We start from the raw sequence: 14,303 nt of genomic DNA, 5'->3' as shown, positions 1-14,303 counted from the left end.
TGCAATGGTTACGTAGGGAGGGTATGAGATGAGACTGGAACGTTTAAATTACAATAAGATCAAAATTTTCCTAACATTTGATGATTTATCAGAACGAGGATTAACGAAAGAAGATTTGTGGAGAAATGCACCGAAAGTACAGCAACTATTCCGTGATATGATGCAAGAAGCAAATAAAGAATTAGGGTTTGAAGCGGATGGTCCGATTGCTGTGGAAGTATTTTCTCTACAAGCTCAAGGTATGGTTGTAATTGTAACAAAAGAAAATCAAGAAGTGGATACAGAAGATGAGTTCCGTGACGAGTTTATTGAAATGCAAGTGACTCTTGATGAAAGTGAACATATACTTTACGAGTTTGCTACATTAGATGATGTAATCAATTTGTCAAATCGCTTATATAACCTTGGTGTAACTGATGGGAAGTTGTATACATGGGATAATCGTTTTTATCTTTGGATAGAAGAAGAAGAGCAATTTCAATTATTGAAGGCGGATTTTATAGCTATTTTAGCGGAATACGGTAATCCGTCAACAGCAACAATTTATCGCATAATGGAATATGGTAAAGAATTAATGGATTCTCAAGCAATTGAACAAATATACAATTACTTTGTGAAAAAGCAAAACCTCAGCTAATGTAACGTAGCTTGAGGTTTTATTTTTATTCAGCTGAAGATTGGAAAACCTAAAATCTATAAAGCGAAGTTTAGGCAACAATACTAGCCGAACTGTATTTGAAAATTTGATCAGTATTTCTTGATGAAATATTGATTTTATTGAATGTGTTTTGGTGAAAATAAAAAATATTTAAATATTTAAGTATTTTACTTTTCTAAAAGCAATAAAAGGACTATAATAATAGTGAAAACGTTTGCAATGCGAAATAGTTTGTATATATTTGTTAGCGTTTTCTATTGCATTCCAAATTTAACGGTGTATACTAGGCAATGAAGGTTTACTAAACAAGTGAAATTACAGGGGGTTTACTTACTATGGTAGCCGAAAAGGGAACTCAAACGAAAACACAACAACAAGGGGAACAACATTTTGAATTGTTAAATTCAACACAAATTGTAATTAATGAAGCATTAGAAAAATTGGGTTATCCAAACGAAGTATATGAATTATTGAAAGAACCAATTCGTATGATGACAGTGAAAATTCCAGTTCGTATGGATGACGGGACTGTTAAAATATTTACAGGATATCGTGCACAACATAATGATGCTGTTGGTCCAACGAAAGGTGGAATTCGCTTCCATCCAAACGTAACAGAAAATGAAGTGAAAGCACTTTCTATTTGGATGAGTTTAAAATGTGGTATTGTTGATTTACCATACGGTGGAGGTAAAGGTGGAATCATTTGTGACCCACGTGAGATGTCTTTCCGTGAATTAGAAAGATTAAGCCGCGGTTATGTACGAGCAATTAGCCAAATTGTTGGTCCGACAAAAGATATTCCGGCTCCAGATGTATTTACAAACTCACAAATTATGGCATGGATGATGGATGAGTATAGCCGTATCGATGAATTTAATTCACCAGGATTTATTACAGGTAAACCACTTGTATTAGGTGGATCACACGGACGTGAAACAGCGACTGCAAAAGGTGTAACAATTTGTATTCGTGAAGCTGCGAAAAAACGTGACATTGATATTAAAGGTGCACGCGTTGTTGTTCAAGGATTTGGTAACGCTGGTAGCTTCTTAGCTAAATTTATGCATGATGCAGGCGCGAAAGTAATTGCAATTTCAGATGCTTATGGCGCATTACATGATCCAAATGGATTAGATATTGACTACTTACTAGATCGTCGCGATAGCTTCGGTACTGTAACAAAACTATTTAATAATACAATTTCAAACAAAGAACTGTTAGAACTCGATTGCGACATTTTAGTTCCAGCTGCAATTGAGAACCAAATTACAGAAGAAAATGCTGATAAGATTAAAGCGAAAATTGTGGTTGAAGCTGCAAATGGCCCAACTACATTAGAAGCAACAAAAATCTTAACAGATCGTGGTATTTTACTTGTTCCAGACGTATTAGCAAGTGCTGGTGGCGTTACAGTATCTTACTTTGAGTGGGTACAAAATAACCAAGGTTACTACTGGACTGAGGAAGAAGTAGAACAACGTTTAGAAAAAGTAATGGTAAGATCATTCGATTCAATTTATGAAACATCACAAGTTCGTAAAGTAAACATGCGCTTAGCTGCATACATGGTTGGTGTTCGTAAAATGGCTGAGGCTAGTCGCTTCAGAGGTTGGGTATAATATATAATGTTTTGAGAAAACGTGATTTCCTTTCGAGGGGATCACGTTTTTTTGTTGAAGTATTAAATTGAGGTGTTGTATATGGAAAATGAAATGATGGAACGAGTAGAACAATTAGAAGAAAAGGTTAAGAGGTTAGAGGGAGAACTTGCAAGAACGATGGAAGCCAGAAAAACAAGTATCGTTCGGGTGTTCGGGGAAGGGTTACTGTTTTTAATATTTGGTTTGATTGTAGTAGGGCCGATTATCGCCGTTGTAATCTCAATTCTTACTTGGCTTGCTGAAAAATAAAATAAAAACAAAAAGAACACTTGTTCTACACGAACAAATGTGCTATACTCTCCTTAGATAAACAAAACGGAAATGATTTTAAGGAGAGATAAATGATGAAAATGACAGTAGACCAAAGATTTATGATGCCAGCGGATGTTGTAGAACGAGTGGAAGTATTACGAAACAAGCAAAGTAAGCGTGGCACATTATTACAATCAGTAAATAAATTTTTCGGTTTAGATACGAAAGAAGATTGTGTTTGGTTTTACGGTTTTTATGGAGTGGCTGTAAGTATTTTATTATTTATGGTATTCACATCAAATATTTTCGATTTTATCTTCGCATAAGAAATATGCTATAAGGACATTGCTACCGAATACATATAAGGAAGTAAGGTAATCTTCTAAAGCGGGAGTTGGTAGTAATGGCGATGTTTCCTATAGAGCGTAACTATATTGGATATGGAAGTTCACGACCGGGAATTCCTCTTTCTAAAGTAAGGTTTATTGTAAGTCATGATACGGGGAATCCTGGTAGCAATGCGATAGGGAATCGAGATTACTTTAATGAAATACAACCGAAAGCTTCGGCGCATACATTTATAGATGATAAAACGATATTGGAAATTATTCCTATAAATGAAGTTGCGTATCATGTTAGATATGGTGTGCCGACGGATAATGACTTATATGGTTATGATGCGAATAAGGCTGCCATTGGGGTAGAACTTTGTTATGGCGGTGATGTTAACTTTTGGGAAGCATATACTCGTTTTACGTGGTATCATGCGTATTTATGCCAAAACTTCGGTTTGAATCCAAAAAAAGATATCGTATCACATAAAACATTGGATCCAGCTAGAAAGATTGACCCTGAGAATGTATTAGGGAAACAAGGTATTAAATTTCAGCAGTTTTTAGCAGATGTCTATCGGATGTATGTTTCGTTTAGATGACAAATATATGAAAAATGAATACAATAAAGATAGGTGCCTACTGCTGTAAGTAGGTTTTTTCTTGTTTATATAAAATAGAGCAGAGGTAGAAGACTAGGAGTGAACTGAGTATGCAAAAAGAAACAGTTATTATTATCGGAGGCGGTCCATGCGGATTAGCAGCAGCGATTTCGTTGCAAAAAGTGGGGTTAAATCCGTTAGTAATCGAAAAAGGAAACATTGTAAATGCAATTTATAATTATCCAACTCACCAAACATTTTTCTCCTCTAGTGAAAAATTAGAAATTGGTGAAGTGGCTTTTATTACAGAAAATCGTAAGCCATTTCGTAATCAAGCGCTTGCTTATTATCGTGAAGTAGTAAAGCGTAAATCTGTACGTGTAAATGCATTTGAACGAGTGGAACAAGTTCAAAAAGATGGTGATGTTTTTAAAGTTGAAACGACGAAGCGTGACGGAAACAAAGAAATATATGTGGCGAAATACATTGTTGTCGCAACTGGATATTATGATAATCCGAATTATATGAATGTACCTGGTGAGAAACTTGAGAAAGTAGCTCATTATTTCAAAGAAGGACATCCTTATTTTGATCGAGATGTCGTTGTAATAGGTGGTAAAAATTCAAGTGTAGATGCGGCGTTAGAGCTTGTTAAATCGGGTGCACGTGTAACAGTTCTATACCGTGGTGGGGAATACTCGCCAAGTATTAAGCCGTGGATTTTGCCGGAATTTGAGGCGTTAGTACGAAATGGGACAATTCAAATGCATTTCCATGCGCATTTAAAAGAAATTACTGAGCATACGTTGACGTATACAGTAGATGGTGAAGCAAATACAATTCAAAACGATTTTGTATTTGCTATGACGGGTTACCATCCAGACCACAATTTCTTAACAAAAATGGGAGTTCTGATTGATGAAGCAACAGGGCGTCCGATTTATACAGAGGGTAGTATGGAAACAAACGCTGAAAATATTTTTATTGCAGGTGTAATTGCTGCGGGGAATAACGCAAATGAAATATTTATCGAGAACGGTAGATTCCATGGAGATGCGATTGCGCACACCATTGCATCAAGAGGAGAATAAAAAGCAGCTGTCGAAAACTCGACAGCTGCTTTTTTAATCGTGCATATACATATTTTGGATTGTTTCGTGAGAGTTTGTGTTCTCTAATGCGACTAACAATTTAATACGTGCCTTTTGAGCGTTTAAACCGTATGTGAATATAACACCCATATCTTTTAGTTGTTTGCCCCCACCTTCATACGAATATACATCTTGAACGATACCGTTGAAACAGCGAGACACTAATACAACAGGAATTCCTTTGCTTATTAACCGTTCTAAACTAGGAAGTGTTCGTGGAGGTAAATTACCTTGTCCAAGTGCTTCAATAACAATTCCATCTACTGGTAGTGTTTCGATTGCTGATAATAATGTATCATCCATACCTGCGTATGCTTTTAGAACGACAACGTTTTTAGAAATCTGTCGTACTGCGCATGTTTCGTGATGCACTAAAGCATGATGGAAAACAACACCGCGTTTTGTTACCATGCCAATTGGTCCGTACTGTGGACTTTGGAATGTCGCGACATTACTTGTGTGCGTTTTTGTTACATTTGTAGCGCAATGTATTTCATCATTTAATACGACTAAAACACCTTTTTCAGCAGCTTCATTACTGCTAGCAACTTTTACAGCTGATAAGAAATTATATAGACCATCAGCACCTAATTCATTACTAGAACGCATTGCTCCTGTCACAATGATTGGGATGGTTGCTTGAACTGTTAAATCAAGAAAATAAGCTGTCTCTTCTAATGTATCGGTACCATGCGTAATGACTACGCCGTGAATATTATCTTGTTTTACTCTTTCGTCAATGATGACTTGTAATTGTAGCATTTCGCTAGGAGTCATATGAGGAGATGGAAGATGGAACACATCTTCGACAATTAAATCAACATCGCCTTCTAAATCAGGAATAAACTTCAAAAGAGGATTCTTTTCACCTGGTTGTACAACCCCAGTTTCTTTATCTTCTTCCATTGCAATTGTTCCGCCTGTGTGTAAAACTAGGATTCTTTTCAATGCTTATACCCCTTTCAAGTTGAAAAATACATTTAGAACATAACATGTTTTGAGTAAATTCGACAATGAAAATGTATAAAAGTATGCTTAGAAAATGACAATAAAATGAATTGCTTTAAGCGTTTGCTGGTAAGTGGTTATTAGATTAGGTTTTGTTTATATAAATTTACGAAATTAGATGTGTAAGTATAGAGGGGAAGGAGTGAGTTTTTTGGAAAAAGTGGAAAGAATTATAATTCGTATATTGCTGATTCAATTTATTTGTCTTTCTATTGTTCAACTACTTTTTATACATAAATCTTCAGTGAAATATTTATCGAAAATTGTTTATTACGAAGGTGTCGTCACGAAAAATAAGGCGCAAATCTTACAGGTGAATAAGTAGTTTTCATTTTCTTCTATGGTGGATTATGCTACAATAATTGAGGATTTAATGACGTGAAGCAAATGGGAAGAAGCAGGGGGAGAATACCTGCTTTTCGTTTTGTTTTATAAGTGAAAAATGAGGTGTTACAATGGATAAACGAATTTCGATTGCTATAGATGGTCCAGCAGCAGCTGGGAAAAGTACAGTTGCAAAAGTTGTTGCAAAAAAACTTTCATATGTTTACATTGATACAGGCGCAATGTACCGTGCTATTACATATGCAGCCCTTGAACAAAAAGTGGATCTTGAAAATGAAGAAAAGTTAATGGAAGTTGTAAAAAATGTGAATATTGAATTTCAGCAAGGGGAAAATACACAACTTGTATTTTTAAATGGACAAGATGTTTCTGAAGTGATTCGTACGCCTGATGTGACGAATCGCGTATCTATTGTAGCAAAGCATCGTCTTGTTCGTGAAGAAATGGTACGTCGTCAACAAGAATTAGCTGAAAAAGGCGGCGTAGTAATGGATGGCCGTGATATTGGTACACATGTACTACCAGATGCTGAAGTGAAAATCTTTATGCTTGCTTCTGTAGAAGAAAGAGCAGAAAGAAGACATTTAGAAAATATGAATAAAGGTTTCGATTCTAATTTAGAGCAGTTAAAAGAAGAAATTGCTAGGCGTGATAAATTAGATTCAGAACGTGAAGTTTCTCCTTTGAAAAAAGCTGATGATGCATTGGAATTAGATACAACTTCTTTATCAATTGAAGAAGTGGTCCAAAAAATTATGGGTATTGTTTCAGGAGTATTTGCGAAATAAAGAAAGAGGGCTATCCTCTTTCTTTATTTTTTTTGAAATGTAAAGGATACGTGAATTATAAGTCTCTTTTCTTGACAAATGGGCTAATTTGTAAGAAGTTAGTTACAGAGGAGAAAAACTGTCAGAATATATTCGCTATTATATTTCAAATCATACTTTCTTCAAGATGATTTTGCTGTATACTATTTATATAGGTTTAATATAGTTTCTTGTGAACTGTATTGAAACAGAATATGTGATGATAAATTCTTAAACATGCAAATGAAAACATTTGTTTTCATTTCGTATATACATAAAAATGCTTTGTCAATTCTGTAGGGAGGTATTTCCATGGTAGAGAAAATGAATGAAGAAGTTATGAATTCAAAAGAATTACAAGTTGGTGACGTTGTTACAGGTTCTGTAACGAAAGTTGAAGAGAAACAAGTGCTTGTAAATGTTGGATACAAAACAGATGGCGTAATTCCGATTAGTGAATTAGCTAACGTTCATATTGAAAAAGCAAGCGATGTTGTAGAATTAGATCAAACACTAGAATTGAAAATTATTAAATTAGAAGAAGATGATCTTGTTTTATCTAAACGTGCTGTTGACGCAGAAAAAGCGTGGGTAGAATTACAAGAGAAATTTAATTCTGGTTATGTATTTGATGTTACTGTAAAAGATATCGTGAATGGTGGATTAGTTGTGGACCTTGGTGTTCGTGGTTTTATCCCAGCTTCACTTGTAGAAGTACATTATGTAGAAGACTTTGCTGACTATAAAGGGAAAACATTAGCGGTGAAAATTGTTGAATTAGACCGTGAAAAAAATCGTGTAATCCTTTCGCATAAAGCTGTAGTAGAACTAGAACTAGATTCTAAGAAAAAAGAAGCCATCTCTTCGTTAAAAGAAGGAGATGTTGTTGAAGGGACAGTACAACGATTAACGGATTTTGGTGCTTTCGTTAACGTTGGTGGTGTGGATGGTTTAGTTCACATTTCACAAATTTCACATGAACGTGTAGAACAACCTTCTGAAGTATTAGAGCAAGGTCAAAAGGTAAAAGTAAAGGTGCTATCTGTTGATGCGGATACACAACGTATTTCTTTATCAATTAAAGCAGCTCAGCCAGGACCTTGGGAAAATGTTGCTGGCGAAATAAAAGCTGGAGATATTCGTGAGGGAGTAGTAAAACGCCTTGTTACATTCGGTGCGTTTGTTGAAATTTTACCTGGTGTTGAAGGGCTTGTACATGTATCTCAAATTGCAAATCGTCACGTGAAAAATCCAAATGAAGTATTGGCAATGGGGCAAGAAGTAAAAGTGAAAGTGCTTGAAGTCCATGTAGCGGAAAAACGTATTTCTTTAAGCATAAAAGAAACGCTTGAAGAAAATAATGTAACAGAAGATTATAGCCAATATGAGCCAAATGCTGATTCAGCTACTTTCCAGTTAAGTGATATTATTGGTGAACAACTGAAAAAATTAAAGAAATAAAGAGGGGTACAAGTGGTAAGGGCAAAACGTAAATTAGATCATATTGAATATGCTCTTTCTACTGGTCAGTCTCGTACGCATGGCTTTCATGATATTGATTTTGTGCATCAAAGCTTGCCAAATTCAAGTTATGACACTGTAACATGTGAAACAAAAATCGGCGAACTTTCACTAAGTTCGCCGATTTTTATCAATGCGATGACTGGTGGTGGAGGAGAGCAAACGTTACATATTAATGAGCAATTAGCATATGTAGCGAAACATCATAACCTTGCTATGGCTGTAGGTTCGCAAATGGCAGCCTTAAAAAATGAAAGTGAGGCGGCTTCGTATAAAATCGTCAGAAAAGTAAACCCAAATGGCATTTTCTTTGCTAATTTGGGGAGTGAGGCAACTGTCGAACAGGCGGAGCGTGCCGTTGATATGATTGAAGCGAATGCACTGCAAATTCATTTGAATGTCATACAAGAGTTAACGATGCCAGAAGGAGACCGTGATTTTACGGGTGTACTTCGGCGAATTGAACAAATTGTGTTAAACAGTAAAGTTCCTGTCATTGTAAAAGAAGTAGGATTTGGAATGAGTAAGGAAACAGTACAGCAGTTAGCGAGTATAGGTATAACAGCAATTGATATTGGTGGACAAGGTGGTACGAATTTTGCTGCTGTTGAAAATGAAAGAAGACAGCGAATGCTTTCTTATTTTAATAACTGGGGCATACAAACTGTTACCTCGATTATTGAAGCAACCTCTACAAATAATAACCTCTCTTTTATTGCATCTGGGGGTATACAAACAGCGCTTGACGTGGCAAAGGCAATCGCATTAGGGGCGAATACAACTGCGTTTGCTGGATACTTTTTACGTGTTTTAATGCAAGATGGTATCGAGAAGTTAGTGGATGAAATCGATCTTTTACATACAGATTTAAAATTTATTATGACAGCTCTTGGCGCGAAGACGATAGAAGAGTTACAATCTGTACCTCTTGTTGTAAAAGGCGAAACCTATCATTGGTTAATGCAGCGTGGTATTGATACTACGCATTATAGTAGGAGATAAAAAATCAACCGTGTGGTTGGTTTTTTTATAAAATAAAGAAGTGAGATATTGCGCTATATAATTCTATGAATGAAAAAAGAGAATATATTATGATTGAGATATTAATACGAAAACAAAAGAATTTATTAAAAAAATACGAAAAAAGACGGTTTCATACAATACTGAAACCGTCTTTTTTTATTTTTAGTGCTGATTTTGCTTTCGAGCTTGCTCCGGTGTATCAAGACTAGTTGCACCAGGATATTGAAGTGATTGGTCGCGATCAGATTCAACGCGGCGTGATTCTCTTAGCTTTCGTTCTTGGCGATCTTTACCCATTGTGAGTTCCACCTCCTTATTAAAAGTTTTGCTGTTATGAGAAAAACTATGCACAAAGAAAAGGTAGGATTAACTTTCATAAAAAGTTCCCATAATGGAAAACATAGGAGGTGAAATGATGGATGGGAGTACTTTTTATTTTGTGGCTTGGATAGGGTGGATTGTCGTGACCTTTTTTATGAAAAAAGAACCTATTCGTTGGAAGATAAGTGCTTGTATATTAATTTTTATTATTTGTTCCCCGTTAAATGTGACGATTGCTTCTTTTACTGTATCGGTAAATGCCCTTTTGCTTTGTATTATTTCTTTTGTAGGCATCACACTATACTCTATTTGGAAAAAATTATACACTTTACTTTCGGCGCTTATTATTGCAATGTTATATACAAGTTTCCATTTGTTAGAAGTATATGATCCGATTTGGATTGTGGTTGATAGGTTGTTGCTGCTAAGTGGTGCACTTGTGTATGCATCAATTTTATTGTACGGGGATCGCATATTAAGATTGTGCACCTTGTATATAGGGATGTTACAAGGAGAGTTGTTGGTGACGCTTATTTTTCATAAATTACATTTTCCTTATGAATATGGCAGTTTAGCCTTTTTTGATGTTGTTGCCGTTTCTACTTTATTTATGGCGATTTTACTATGGATTACAAAAGTATCAGTATATATGGAACAATTTAAGAGGAAAACGCGTAAAAGAAGGGCGAGGGTAATACATGACTGAATATACACCAGCCATTTTATGTGGCGTAATTGCCGGGACGGTAACTAGGGTGTTAATGCTTCGTACCGATACGAGGCAATATCCGACGAGGCTTCACGGGAAAATTATTCATATTGCGATGGGGTTAATTGCGGCTGCCTTAGGGGCAATTGCGATTCCGTCTATTTTGAAAAAAGATTTTTCTGCAATTACATTTCTTACGTTAGCGGCGACGCAATTTCGTGATGTGCGTAATATGGAAAGAAATACGCTTCAACAATTAGATGGATATGAGCTCGTACCACGTGGTAATACATACATTGAAGGGATTGCATTAGTCTTTGAAAGTCGTAACTATTTGGCGATGTTAACGTCGTTTGTAACAACGTTTGCGTATATAGGATTCCATTCATGGATTGCTGGGGTAATTACTGGTATGGTAAGTTTTTTCATTGCGAGAAAATTAATGTCAGGTAAAAGGCTTCATGATCTTGTAGAAATTGAGCACGTTCCACTTCGTTTTGAAGGAGCGGGACTTTATATTGATAATATTTACATTATGAATATTGGATTACCAGCAAGGCAAGAAGAAATTATGAAATATGGAATGGGTTTTATTTTAAAACCGAAATCAATTGATGCGATGGTTACAATTGCAAATTTAGGACAACGGCAAGCTATTTTACATGATGTCTCTGTTGCTCTAGGGATATATAGGGATTCAGGTACACCAGCACTTGTACCGTTAGCAAAGCGTGATTTAGAAGATGGAAGAGTTGGGATTTTTGTTTTGCCGCAAGACCAAGATGCCGAGAAAGCGATAGGTGTCATAGGGAATGTGCCAACGCTAGAAAGTGCTGTTCATATGTCATCGGAAGCCCCGAAAGGAAGGGAAGATAAAAGATGATGTTAGAAAGTGTTATTCTCGCAGTAATTACAACAACACCGGAAAAGTTTGCAGGTGGAGCTCCCTTATTTACTTGTGAGACGACAGAGGAACTAGAATTTGTTGCGAATAATTTAGAGGCGATATTAGATGGTATTGCGCATCGCTTACAAGAGAATGTATATATTATTGTGAAACATTAGCAACGTGTGTTATAATATGAGGTGTTTTGATACGTTGAGAAATATTCTGGAATGCAAATCCCTTCTTGCACAAAGAAGGGTTTTTTACATAATAAACAGAAGCAAGTTGAAAGGATGAAAGTATATGCCGAAACCAGTAATAGCAATAGTAGGCCGCCCAAACGTGGGGAAATCTACTATTTTCAATAGAATTGTTGGAGAAAGAGTTTCAATCGTAGAAGATATACCAGGTATAACGCGAGACCGTATTTATAGTGCTGGAGAATGGTTAAATCATGAGTTTAACATTATTGATACAGGTGGAATTGATATTGGAGACGAGCCGTTCTTGACACAAATTCGTCAACAGGCGGAAGTAGCGATTGATGAAGCAGATGTTATCATTTTTATGACGAATGGTCGCGATGGTGTAACTGCAGCAGATGAAGAAGTTGCTAAAATTTTATATCGTTCTAAAAAACCTATTGTACTTGCGGTAAATAAGGTTGATAATCCAGAAATGCGTAGTGATATTTATGATTTCTATGCATTAGGATTCGGTGAGCCATTCCCGATTTCAGGTACACACGGTTTAGGACTTGGTGATTTGTTAGATGAAGCTGCAAATCATTTTCCGAAGATTGAAGAAGAAGCGTATGACGATGAAACAATCCGTTTCTCTTTAATTGGACGTCCAAACGTAGGGAAATCATCACTTGTAAATGCACTTCTTGGTCAAGAACGTGTAATTGTAAGTAATATAGCAGGAACGACACGTGATGCTGTTGATACGCCATATAGCAAAGATGGTCAAGATTATGTAATCATCGATACAGCTGGTATGCGTAAAAAAGGGAAAGTATATGAAAGTACAGAAAAATATAGTGTACTTCGTGCACTTAGAGCGATTGAACGTTCTGACGTTGTTTTAGTTGTTTTAGACGGAGAAGAAGGAATTATTGAGCAAGATAAAAAAATCGCTGGATATGCTCATGATTCAGGACGAGCTGTTATTATCGTTGTAAACAAATGGGATGCAGTGAAAAAAGATGAAAAAACAATGAAAGCATTTGAAGAAAACATCCGTGCTCATTTCCAATTCTTGGATTATGCACCGATTGTATTCTTATCTGCGAAAACGAAAAAACGTACACAAACGTTATTACCGGTTATCAATGAGGTAAATGAAAGTCATAGCATCCGTGTACAAACGAACGTATTAAACGATGTAATTATGGATGCGGTAGCGATGAATCCAACGCCGACTCATAATGGTAGCCGTCTGAAAATCTTCTATGCGACACAGGTTGCGGTAAAACCACCGACATTTGTTGTGTTTGTAAACGATACAGAATTAATGCACTTTTCATATGAGCGCTTCTTAAAGAATCGTTTACGTGAAGCGTTCGGTTTTGTAGGAACGCCGATTCACATTATCGCTCGAGCAAGAGACTAATGGAGAGGATGTGATTTTATGACAAAAATCACAGTAATAGGAGCAGGTAGCTGGGGAACAGCGTTAGCGATGGTATTAGCTGACAATGGACATGATGTACGTATTTGGGGAAACCGTCCTGAACTCATGAATGAAATTAATACGAAACATGAGAACAGTAAATATCTTCCGGGGATTACATTGCCAAGCACAATCGCAGCCTACTCTTCTTTAGAAGAAGCGTTAGTAGATGTAAATACAGTACTGCTAGTAGTACCGACGAAAGCGTATCGTGACGTATTGCAAGAGATGAAGGGGATTGTTACGGAACCAATTACTTGGATTCATGCAAGTAAAGGAATCGAACCAGGTACGTCAAAACGTATTTCAGAAGTGATTGAGGAAGAAATTCCAGAGAACTTGATTAAAGATGTTGTTGTACTGTCTGGACCGAGTCATGCTGAAGAAGTAGGTTTGCGCCAAGCGACGACTGTTACGTCTGCAGCCAAACGTATGGAAGCGGCTGAGGAAGTACAGGATCTGTTTATGAATAGCTATTTCCGTGTGTATACAAACCCAGATATCGTTGGAGTTGAGCTCGGTGGTGCGTTAAAAAATATTATCGCATTAGCTGCTGGGATAACGGATGGTCTAGGGTTAGGTGATAATGCAAAAGCGGCATTAATGACACGTGGTTTAACGGAAATTGCTCGTTTAGGAAGAAAAATGGGCGGAAATCCGTTAACGTTTGCTGGTCTAACTGGTATGGGAGACTTAATTGTAACTTGTACAAGTGTTCATAGCCGAAATTGGCGCGCTGGAAATATGCTTGGAAAAGGACATTCTTTAGAAGAAGTGTTAGAAAGCATGGGAATGGTTGTAGAAGGTGTAAGAACAACGAAAGCTGCTCATGAATTGGCAGAGAAAATGGAAGTTGAAATGCCTATTACAGCTGCTTTATATGACGTGCTATTCAATGGGAATAATGTGAAAGATGCAGTAGGCTCATTGATGGGACGTGTTCGAAAACACGAGGTTGAGGCGATACCTGATTTGTTATAAAAAAACGGTAGAAGTACATTTTGTACTTCTACCGTTTTTTTTTTATTCCCTGGGTTTTTTCACCAATTTTTCATTTTTGCATAGGATAAAGAGTAACTTGAGGAGAGGGTGAAAAAAATGGATAACAACATTTTTAGTAACATTGAAAAAGAGGCGAAAGTGAATAAAGAAGATATTTTTAAATTAGCATCATCTGTACAAAATGCGAACTTGCGTGATGAGCAAGTGCTTCGTCAATTGATTCATCAAGTTGCCCTAATGGCAGGACGTGAAGTGCCGAAAGAGCAAGAGGATCAAATTGTAAAAGCTATCATTAACAATAATATGCCAGCGGATTTTGGTTCGTTAAGTAAAATGTTTAAAAAATAAA

The 14,303-nt window shown here is 36.4% G+C and carries 18 protein-coding genes; 16 read left to right on the top strand and 2 right to left on the bottom strand.

Features of this window, described 5'->3' with window-relative positions:
* The first annotated feature begins 28 nt into the window (after nucleotides 1-28).
* The 6 genes from JDS80_RS05785 to JDS80_RS05760 all read left to right on the top strand — a co-directional run bounded on the left by JDS80_RS05785 (nucleotide 29) and on the right by JDS80_RS05760 (nucleotide 4,599).
* Nucleotides 29-637, top strand: coding sequence for a genetic competence negative regulator (locus tag JDS80_RS05785; RefSeq protein WP_001235405.1), 609 nt, complete (start codon nucleotides 29-31; stop codon nucleotides 635-637).
* Nucleotides 638-993: 356 nt separating this feature from the next.
* A complete protein-coding gene (gudB, locus tag JDS80_RS05780) occupies nucleotides 994-2,280 on the top strand; it encodes an NAD-specific glutamate dehydrogenase (protein ID WP_071744887.1) in 1,287 nt (428 codons plus the stop codon).
* An 81-nt stretch (nucleotides 2,281-2,361) separates the two neighbouring features.
* Nucleotides 2,362-2,571 carry a hypothetical protein gene (locus tag JDS80_RS05775; protein ID WP_199637424.1) on the top strand — a complete coding sequence of 70 codons (210 nt, stop codon included), beginning with the start codon at nucleotides 2,362-2,364 and terminating at the stop codon, nucleotides 2,569-2,571.
* Between the two features lie 92 nt (nucleotides 2,572-2,663).
* On the top strand, nucleotides 2,664-2,900 hold the full coding sequence (locus JDS80_RS05770; RefSeq protein WP_002075213.1) for a DUF3961 domain-containing protein: 237 nt from the start codon (nucleotides 2,664-2,666) through the stop codon (nucleotides 2,898-2,900).
* Nucleotides 2,901-2,977: 77 nt separating this feature from the next.
* Nucleotides 2,978-3,508 carry a peptidoglycan recognition protein family protein gene (locus JDS80_RS05765; protein WP_001240643.1) on the top strand — a complete coding sequence of 177 codons (531 nt, stop codon included), beginning with the start codon at nucleotides 2,978-2,980 and terminating at the stop codon, nucleotides 3,506-3,508.
* A gap of 110 nt (nucleotides 3,509-3,618) precedes the next feature.
* Nucleotides 3,619-4,599 carry a YpdA family putative bacillithiol disulfide reductase gene (locus JDS80_RS05760; RefSeq protein WP_199637423.1) on the top strand — a complete coding sequence of 327 codons (981 nt, stop codon included), beginning with the start codon at nucleotides 3,619-3,621 and terminating at the stop codon, nucleotides 4,597-4,599.
* A gap of 33 nt (nucleotides 4,600-4,632) precedes the next feature.
* Here the strand turns inward: JDS80_RS05760 and ansA are convergent, their stop codons facing one another.
* On the bottom strand, nucleotides 4,633-5,607 hold the full coding sequence (ansA, locus tag JDS80_RS05755; protein WP_071744892.1) for an asparaginase: 975 nt from the start codon (nucleotides 5,605-5,607) through the stop codon (nucleotides 4,633-4,635).
* Nucleotides 5,608-5,818: 211 nt separating this feature from the next.
* On the opposite strand from ansA, the gene JDS80_RS05750 reads away from it, so the two are divergent.
* The 4 genes from JDS80_RS05750 to JDS80_RS05735 all read left to right on the top strand — a co-directional run bounded on the left by JDS80_RS05750 (nucleotide 5,819) and on the right by JDS80_RS05735 (nucleotide 9,341).
* On the top strand, nucleotides 5,819-5,992 hold the full coding sequence (locus JDS80_RS05750; RefSeq protein ID WP_083595865.1) for a DUF5359 family protein: 174 nt from the start codon (nucleotides 5,819-5,821) through the stop codon (nucleotides 5,990-5,992).
* A gap of 130 nt (nucleotides 5,993-6,122) precedes the next feature.
* Nucleotides 6,123-6,800 carry a (d)CMP kinase gene (gene cmk / locus JDS80_RS05745; protein WP_071744893.1) on the top strand — a complete coding sequence of 226 codons (678 nt, stop codon included), beginning with the start codon at nucleotides 6,123-6,125 and terminating at the stop codon, nucleotides 6,798-6,800.
* A 330-nt stretch (nucleotides 6,801-7,130) separates the two neighbouring features.
* Nucleotides 7,131-8,279 (top strand): 30S ribosomal protein S1, encoded by a 1,149-nt coding sequence (rpsA, locus tag JDS80_RS05740; RefSeq protein WP_071744894.1) that lies wholly within the window; start codon nucleotides 7,131-7,133, stop codon nucleotides 8,277-8,279.
* Between the two features lie 12 nt (nucleotides 8,280-8,291).
* Complete coding sequence (locus JDS80_RS05735; RefSeq protein WP_098888068.1) at nucleotides 8,292-9,341, top strand: type 2 isopentenyl-diphosphate Delta-isomerase; 1,050 nt, start codon at nucleotides 8,292-8,294, stop codon at nucleotides 9,339-9,341.
* A 183-nt stretch (nucleotides 9,342-9,524) separates the two neighbouring features.
* Here JDS80_RS05735 and JDS80_RS05730 read toward each other — a convergent pair whose 3' ends face one another.
* A complete protein-coding gene (locus JDS80_RS05730; protein WP_000513901.1) occupies nucleotides 9,525-9,659 on the bottom strand; it encodes a YpzI family protein in 135 nt (44 codons plus the stop codon).
* 118 nt (nucleotides 9,660-9,777) lie between these two features.
* Here JDS80_RS05730 and JDS80_RS05725 point away from each other — a divergent pair, with 118 nt between their 5' ends.
* The 6 genes from JDS80_RS05725 (at nucleotide 9,778) to JDS80_RS05700 (ending at nucleotide 14,302) form a co-directional block, all read left to right on the top strand.
* Nucleotides 9,778-10,389 (top strand): YphA family membrane protein, encoded by a 612-nt coding sequence (locus JDS80_RS05725; protein WP_128855297.1) that lies wholly within the window; start codon nucleotides 9,778-9,780, stop codon nucleotides 10,387-10,389.
* A complete protein-coding gene (locus tag JDS80_RS05720) occupies nucleotides 10,382-11,275 on the top strand; it encodes a YIEGIA family protein (RefSeq protein WP_071744902.1) in 894 nt (297 codons plus the stop codon). The genes JDS80_RS05725 and JDS80_RS05720 overlap by 8 nt, the downstream gene beginning before the upstream one ends.
* Nucleotides 11,272-11,457, top strand: coding sequence for a capping complex subunit for YIEGIA (locus JDS80_RS05715; protein WP_071744903.1), 186 nt, complete (start codon nucleotides 11,272-11,274; stop codon nucleotides 11,455-11,457). The genes JDS80_RS05720 and JDS80_RS05715 overlap by 4 nt, the downstream gene beginning before the upstream one ends.
* Before the next feature lie 124 nt (nucleotides 11,458-11,581).
* Nucleotides 11,582-12,892, top strand: coding sequence for a ribosome biogenesis GTPase Der (der, locus tag JDS80_RS05710; protein WP_001125887.1), 1,311 nt, complete (start codon nucleotides 11,582-11,584; stop codon nucleotides 12,890-12,892).
* A gap of 18 nt (nucleotides 12,893-12,910) precedes the next feature.
* Complete coding sequence (locus tag JDS80_RS05705) at nucleotides 12,911-13,933, top strand: NAD(P)H-dependent glycerol-3-phosphate dehydrogenase (RefSeq protein WP_071744904.1); 1,023 nt, start codon at nucleotides 12,911-12,913, stop codon at nucleotides 13,931-13,933.
* 117 nt (nucleotides 13,934-14,050) lie between these two features.
* Nucleotides 14,051-14,302: a stage VI sporulation protein F gene (locus JDS80_RS05700; RefSeq protein ID WP_000369757.1), complete on the top strand. Its 252-nt coding sequence runs from the start codon at nucleotides 14,051-14,053 to the stop codon at nucleotides 14,300-14,302.
* Nucleotide 14,303: the final 1 nt, after the last annotated feature.

This window comes from Bacillus cereus group sp. N8, from assembly GCF_016483685.1.
Classification (GTDB): domain Bacteria; phylum Bacillota; class Bacilli; order Bacillales; family Bacillaceae_G; genus Bacillus_A; species Bacillus_A proteolyticus.
The sequence above is the reverse complement of the archived record's forward strand: the minus strand, read 5'-3'. Positions and strand labels throughout refer to the sequence as shown.

Coding starts and splice junctions, on each gene's coding strand:
- JDS80_RS05785 (WP_001235405.1), top strand. CDS start 29: ATGAGACTGGAACGTTTAAATTACAATAAGATCAAAATTTTCCTAACA.
- gudB (WP_071744887.1), top strand. CDS start 994: ATGGTAGCCGAAAAGGGAACTCAAACGAAAACACAACAACAAGGGGAA.
- JDS80_RS05775 (WP_199637424.1), top strand. CDS start 2,362: ATGGAAAATGAAATGATGGAACGAGTAGAACAATTAGAAGAAAAGGTT.
- JDS80_RS05770 (WP_002075213.1), top strand. CDS start 2,664: ATGATGAAAATGACAGTAGACCAAAGATTTATGATGCCAGCGGATGTT.
- JDS80_RS05765 (WP_001240643.1), top strand. CDS start 2,978: ATGGCGATGTTTCCTATAGAGCGTAACTATATTGGATATGGAAGTTCA.
- JDS80_RS05760 (WP_199637423.1), top strand. CDS start 3,619: ATGCAAAAAGAAACAGTTATTATTATCGGAGGCGGTCCATGCGGATTA.
- cmk (WP_071744893.1), top strand. CDS start 6,123: ATGGATAAACGAATTTCGATTGCTATAGATGGTCCAGCAGCAGCTGGG.
- rpsA (WP_071744894.1), top strand. CDS start 7,131: ATGGTAGAGAAAATGAATGAAGAAGTTATGAATTCAAAAGAATTACAA.
- JDS80_RS05730 (WP_000513901.1), bottom strand. CDS start 9,659: ATGGGTAAAGATCGCCAAGAACGAAAGCTAAGAGAATCACGCCGCGTT.
- JDS80_RS05725 (WP_128855297.1), top strand. CDS start 9,778: ATGGATGGGAGTACTTTTTATTTTGTGGCTTGGATAGGGTGGATTGTC.
- JDS80_RS05720 (WP_071744902.1), top strand. CDS start 10,382: ATGACTGAATATACACCAGCCATTTTATGTGGCGTAATTGCCGGGACG.
- JDS80_RS05715 (WP_071744903.1), top strand. CDS start 11,272: ATGATGTTAGAAAGTGTTATTCTCGCAGTAATTACAACAACACCGGAA.
- der (WP_001125887.1), top strand. CDS start 11,582: ATGCCGAAACCAGTAATAGCAATAGTAGGCCGCCCAAACGTGGGGAAA.
- JDS80_RS05705 (WP_071744904.1), top strand. CDS start 12,911: ATGACAAAAATCACAGTAATAGGAGCAGGTAGCTGGGGAACAGCGTTA.
- JDS80_RS05700 (WP_000369757.1), top strand. CDS start 14,051: ATGGATAACAACATTTTTAGTAACATTGAAAAAGAGGCGAAAGTGAAT.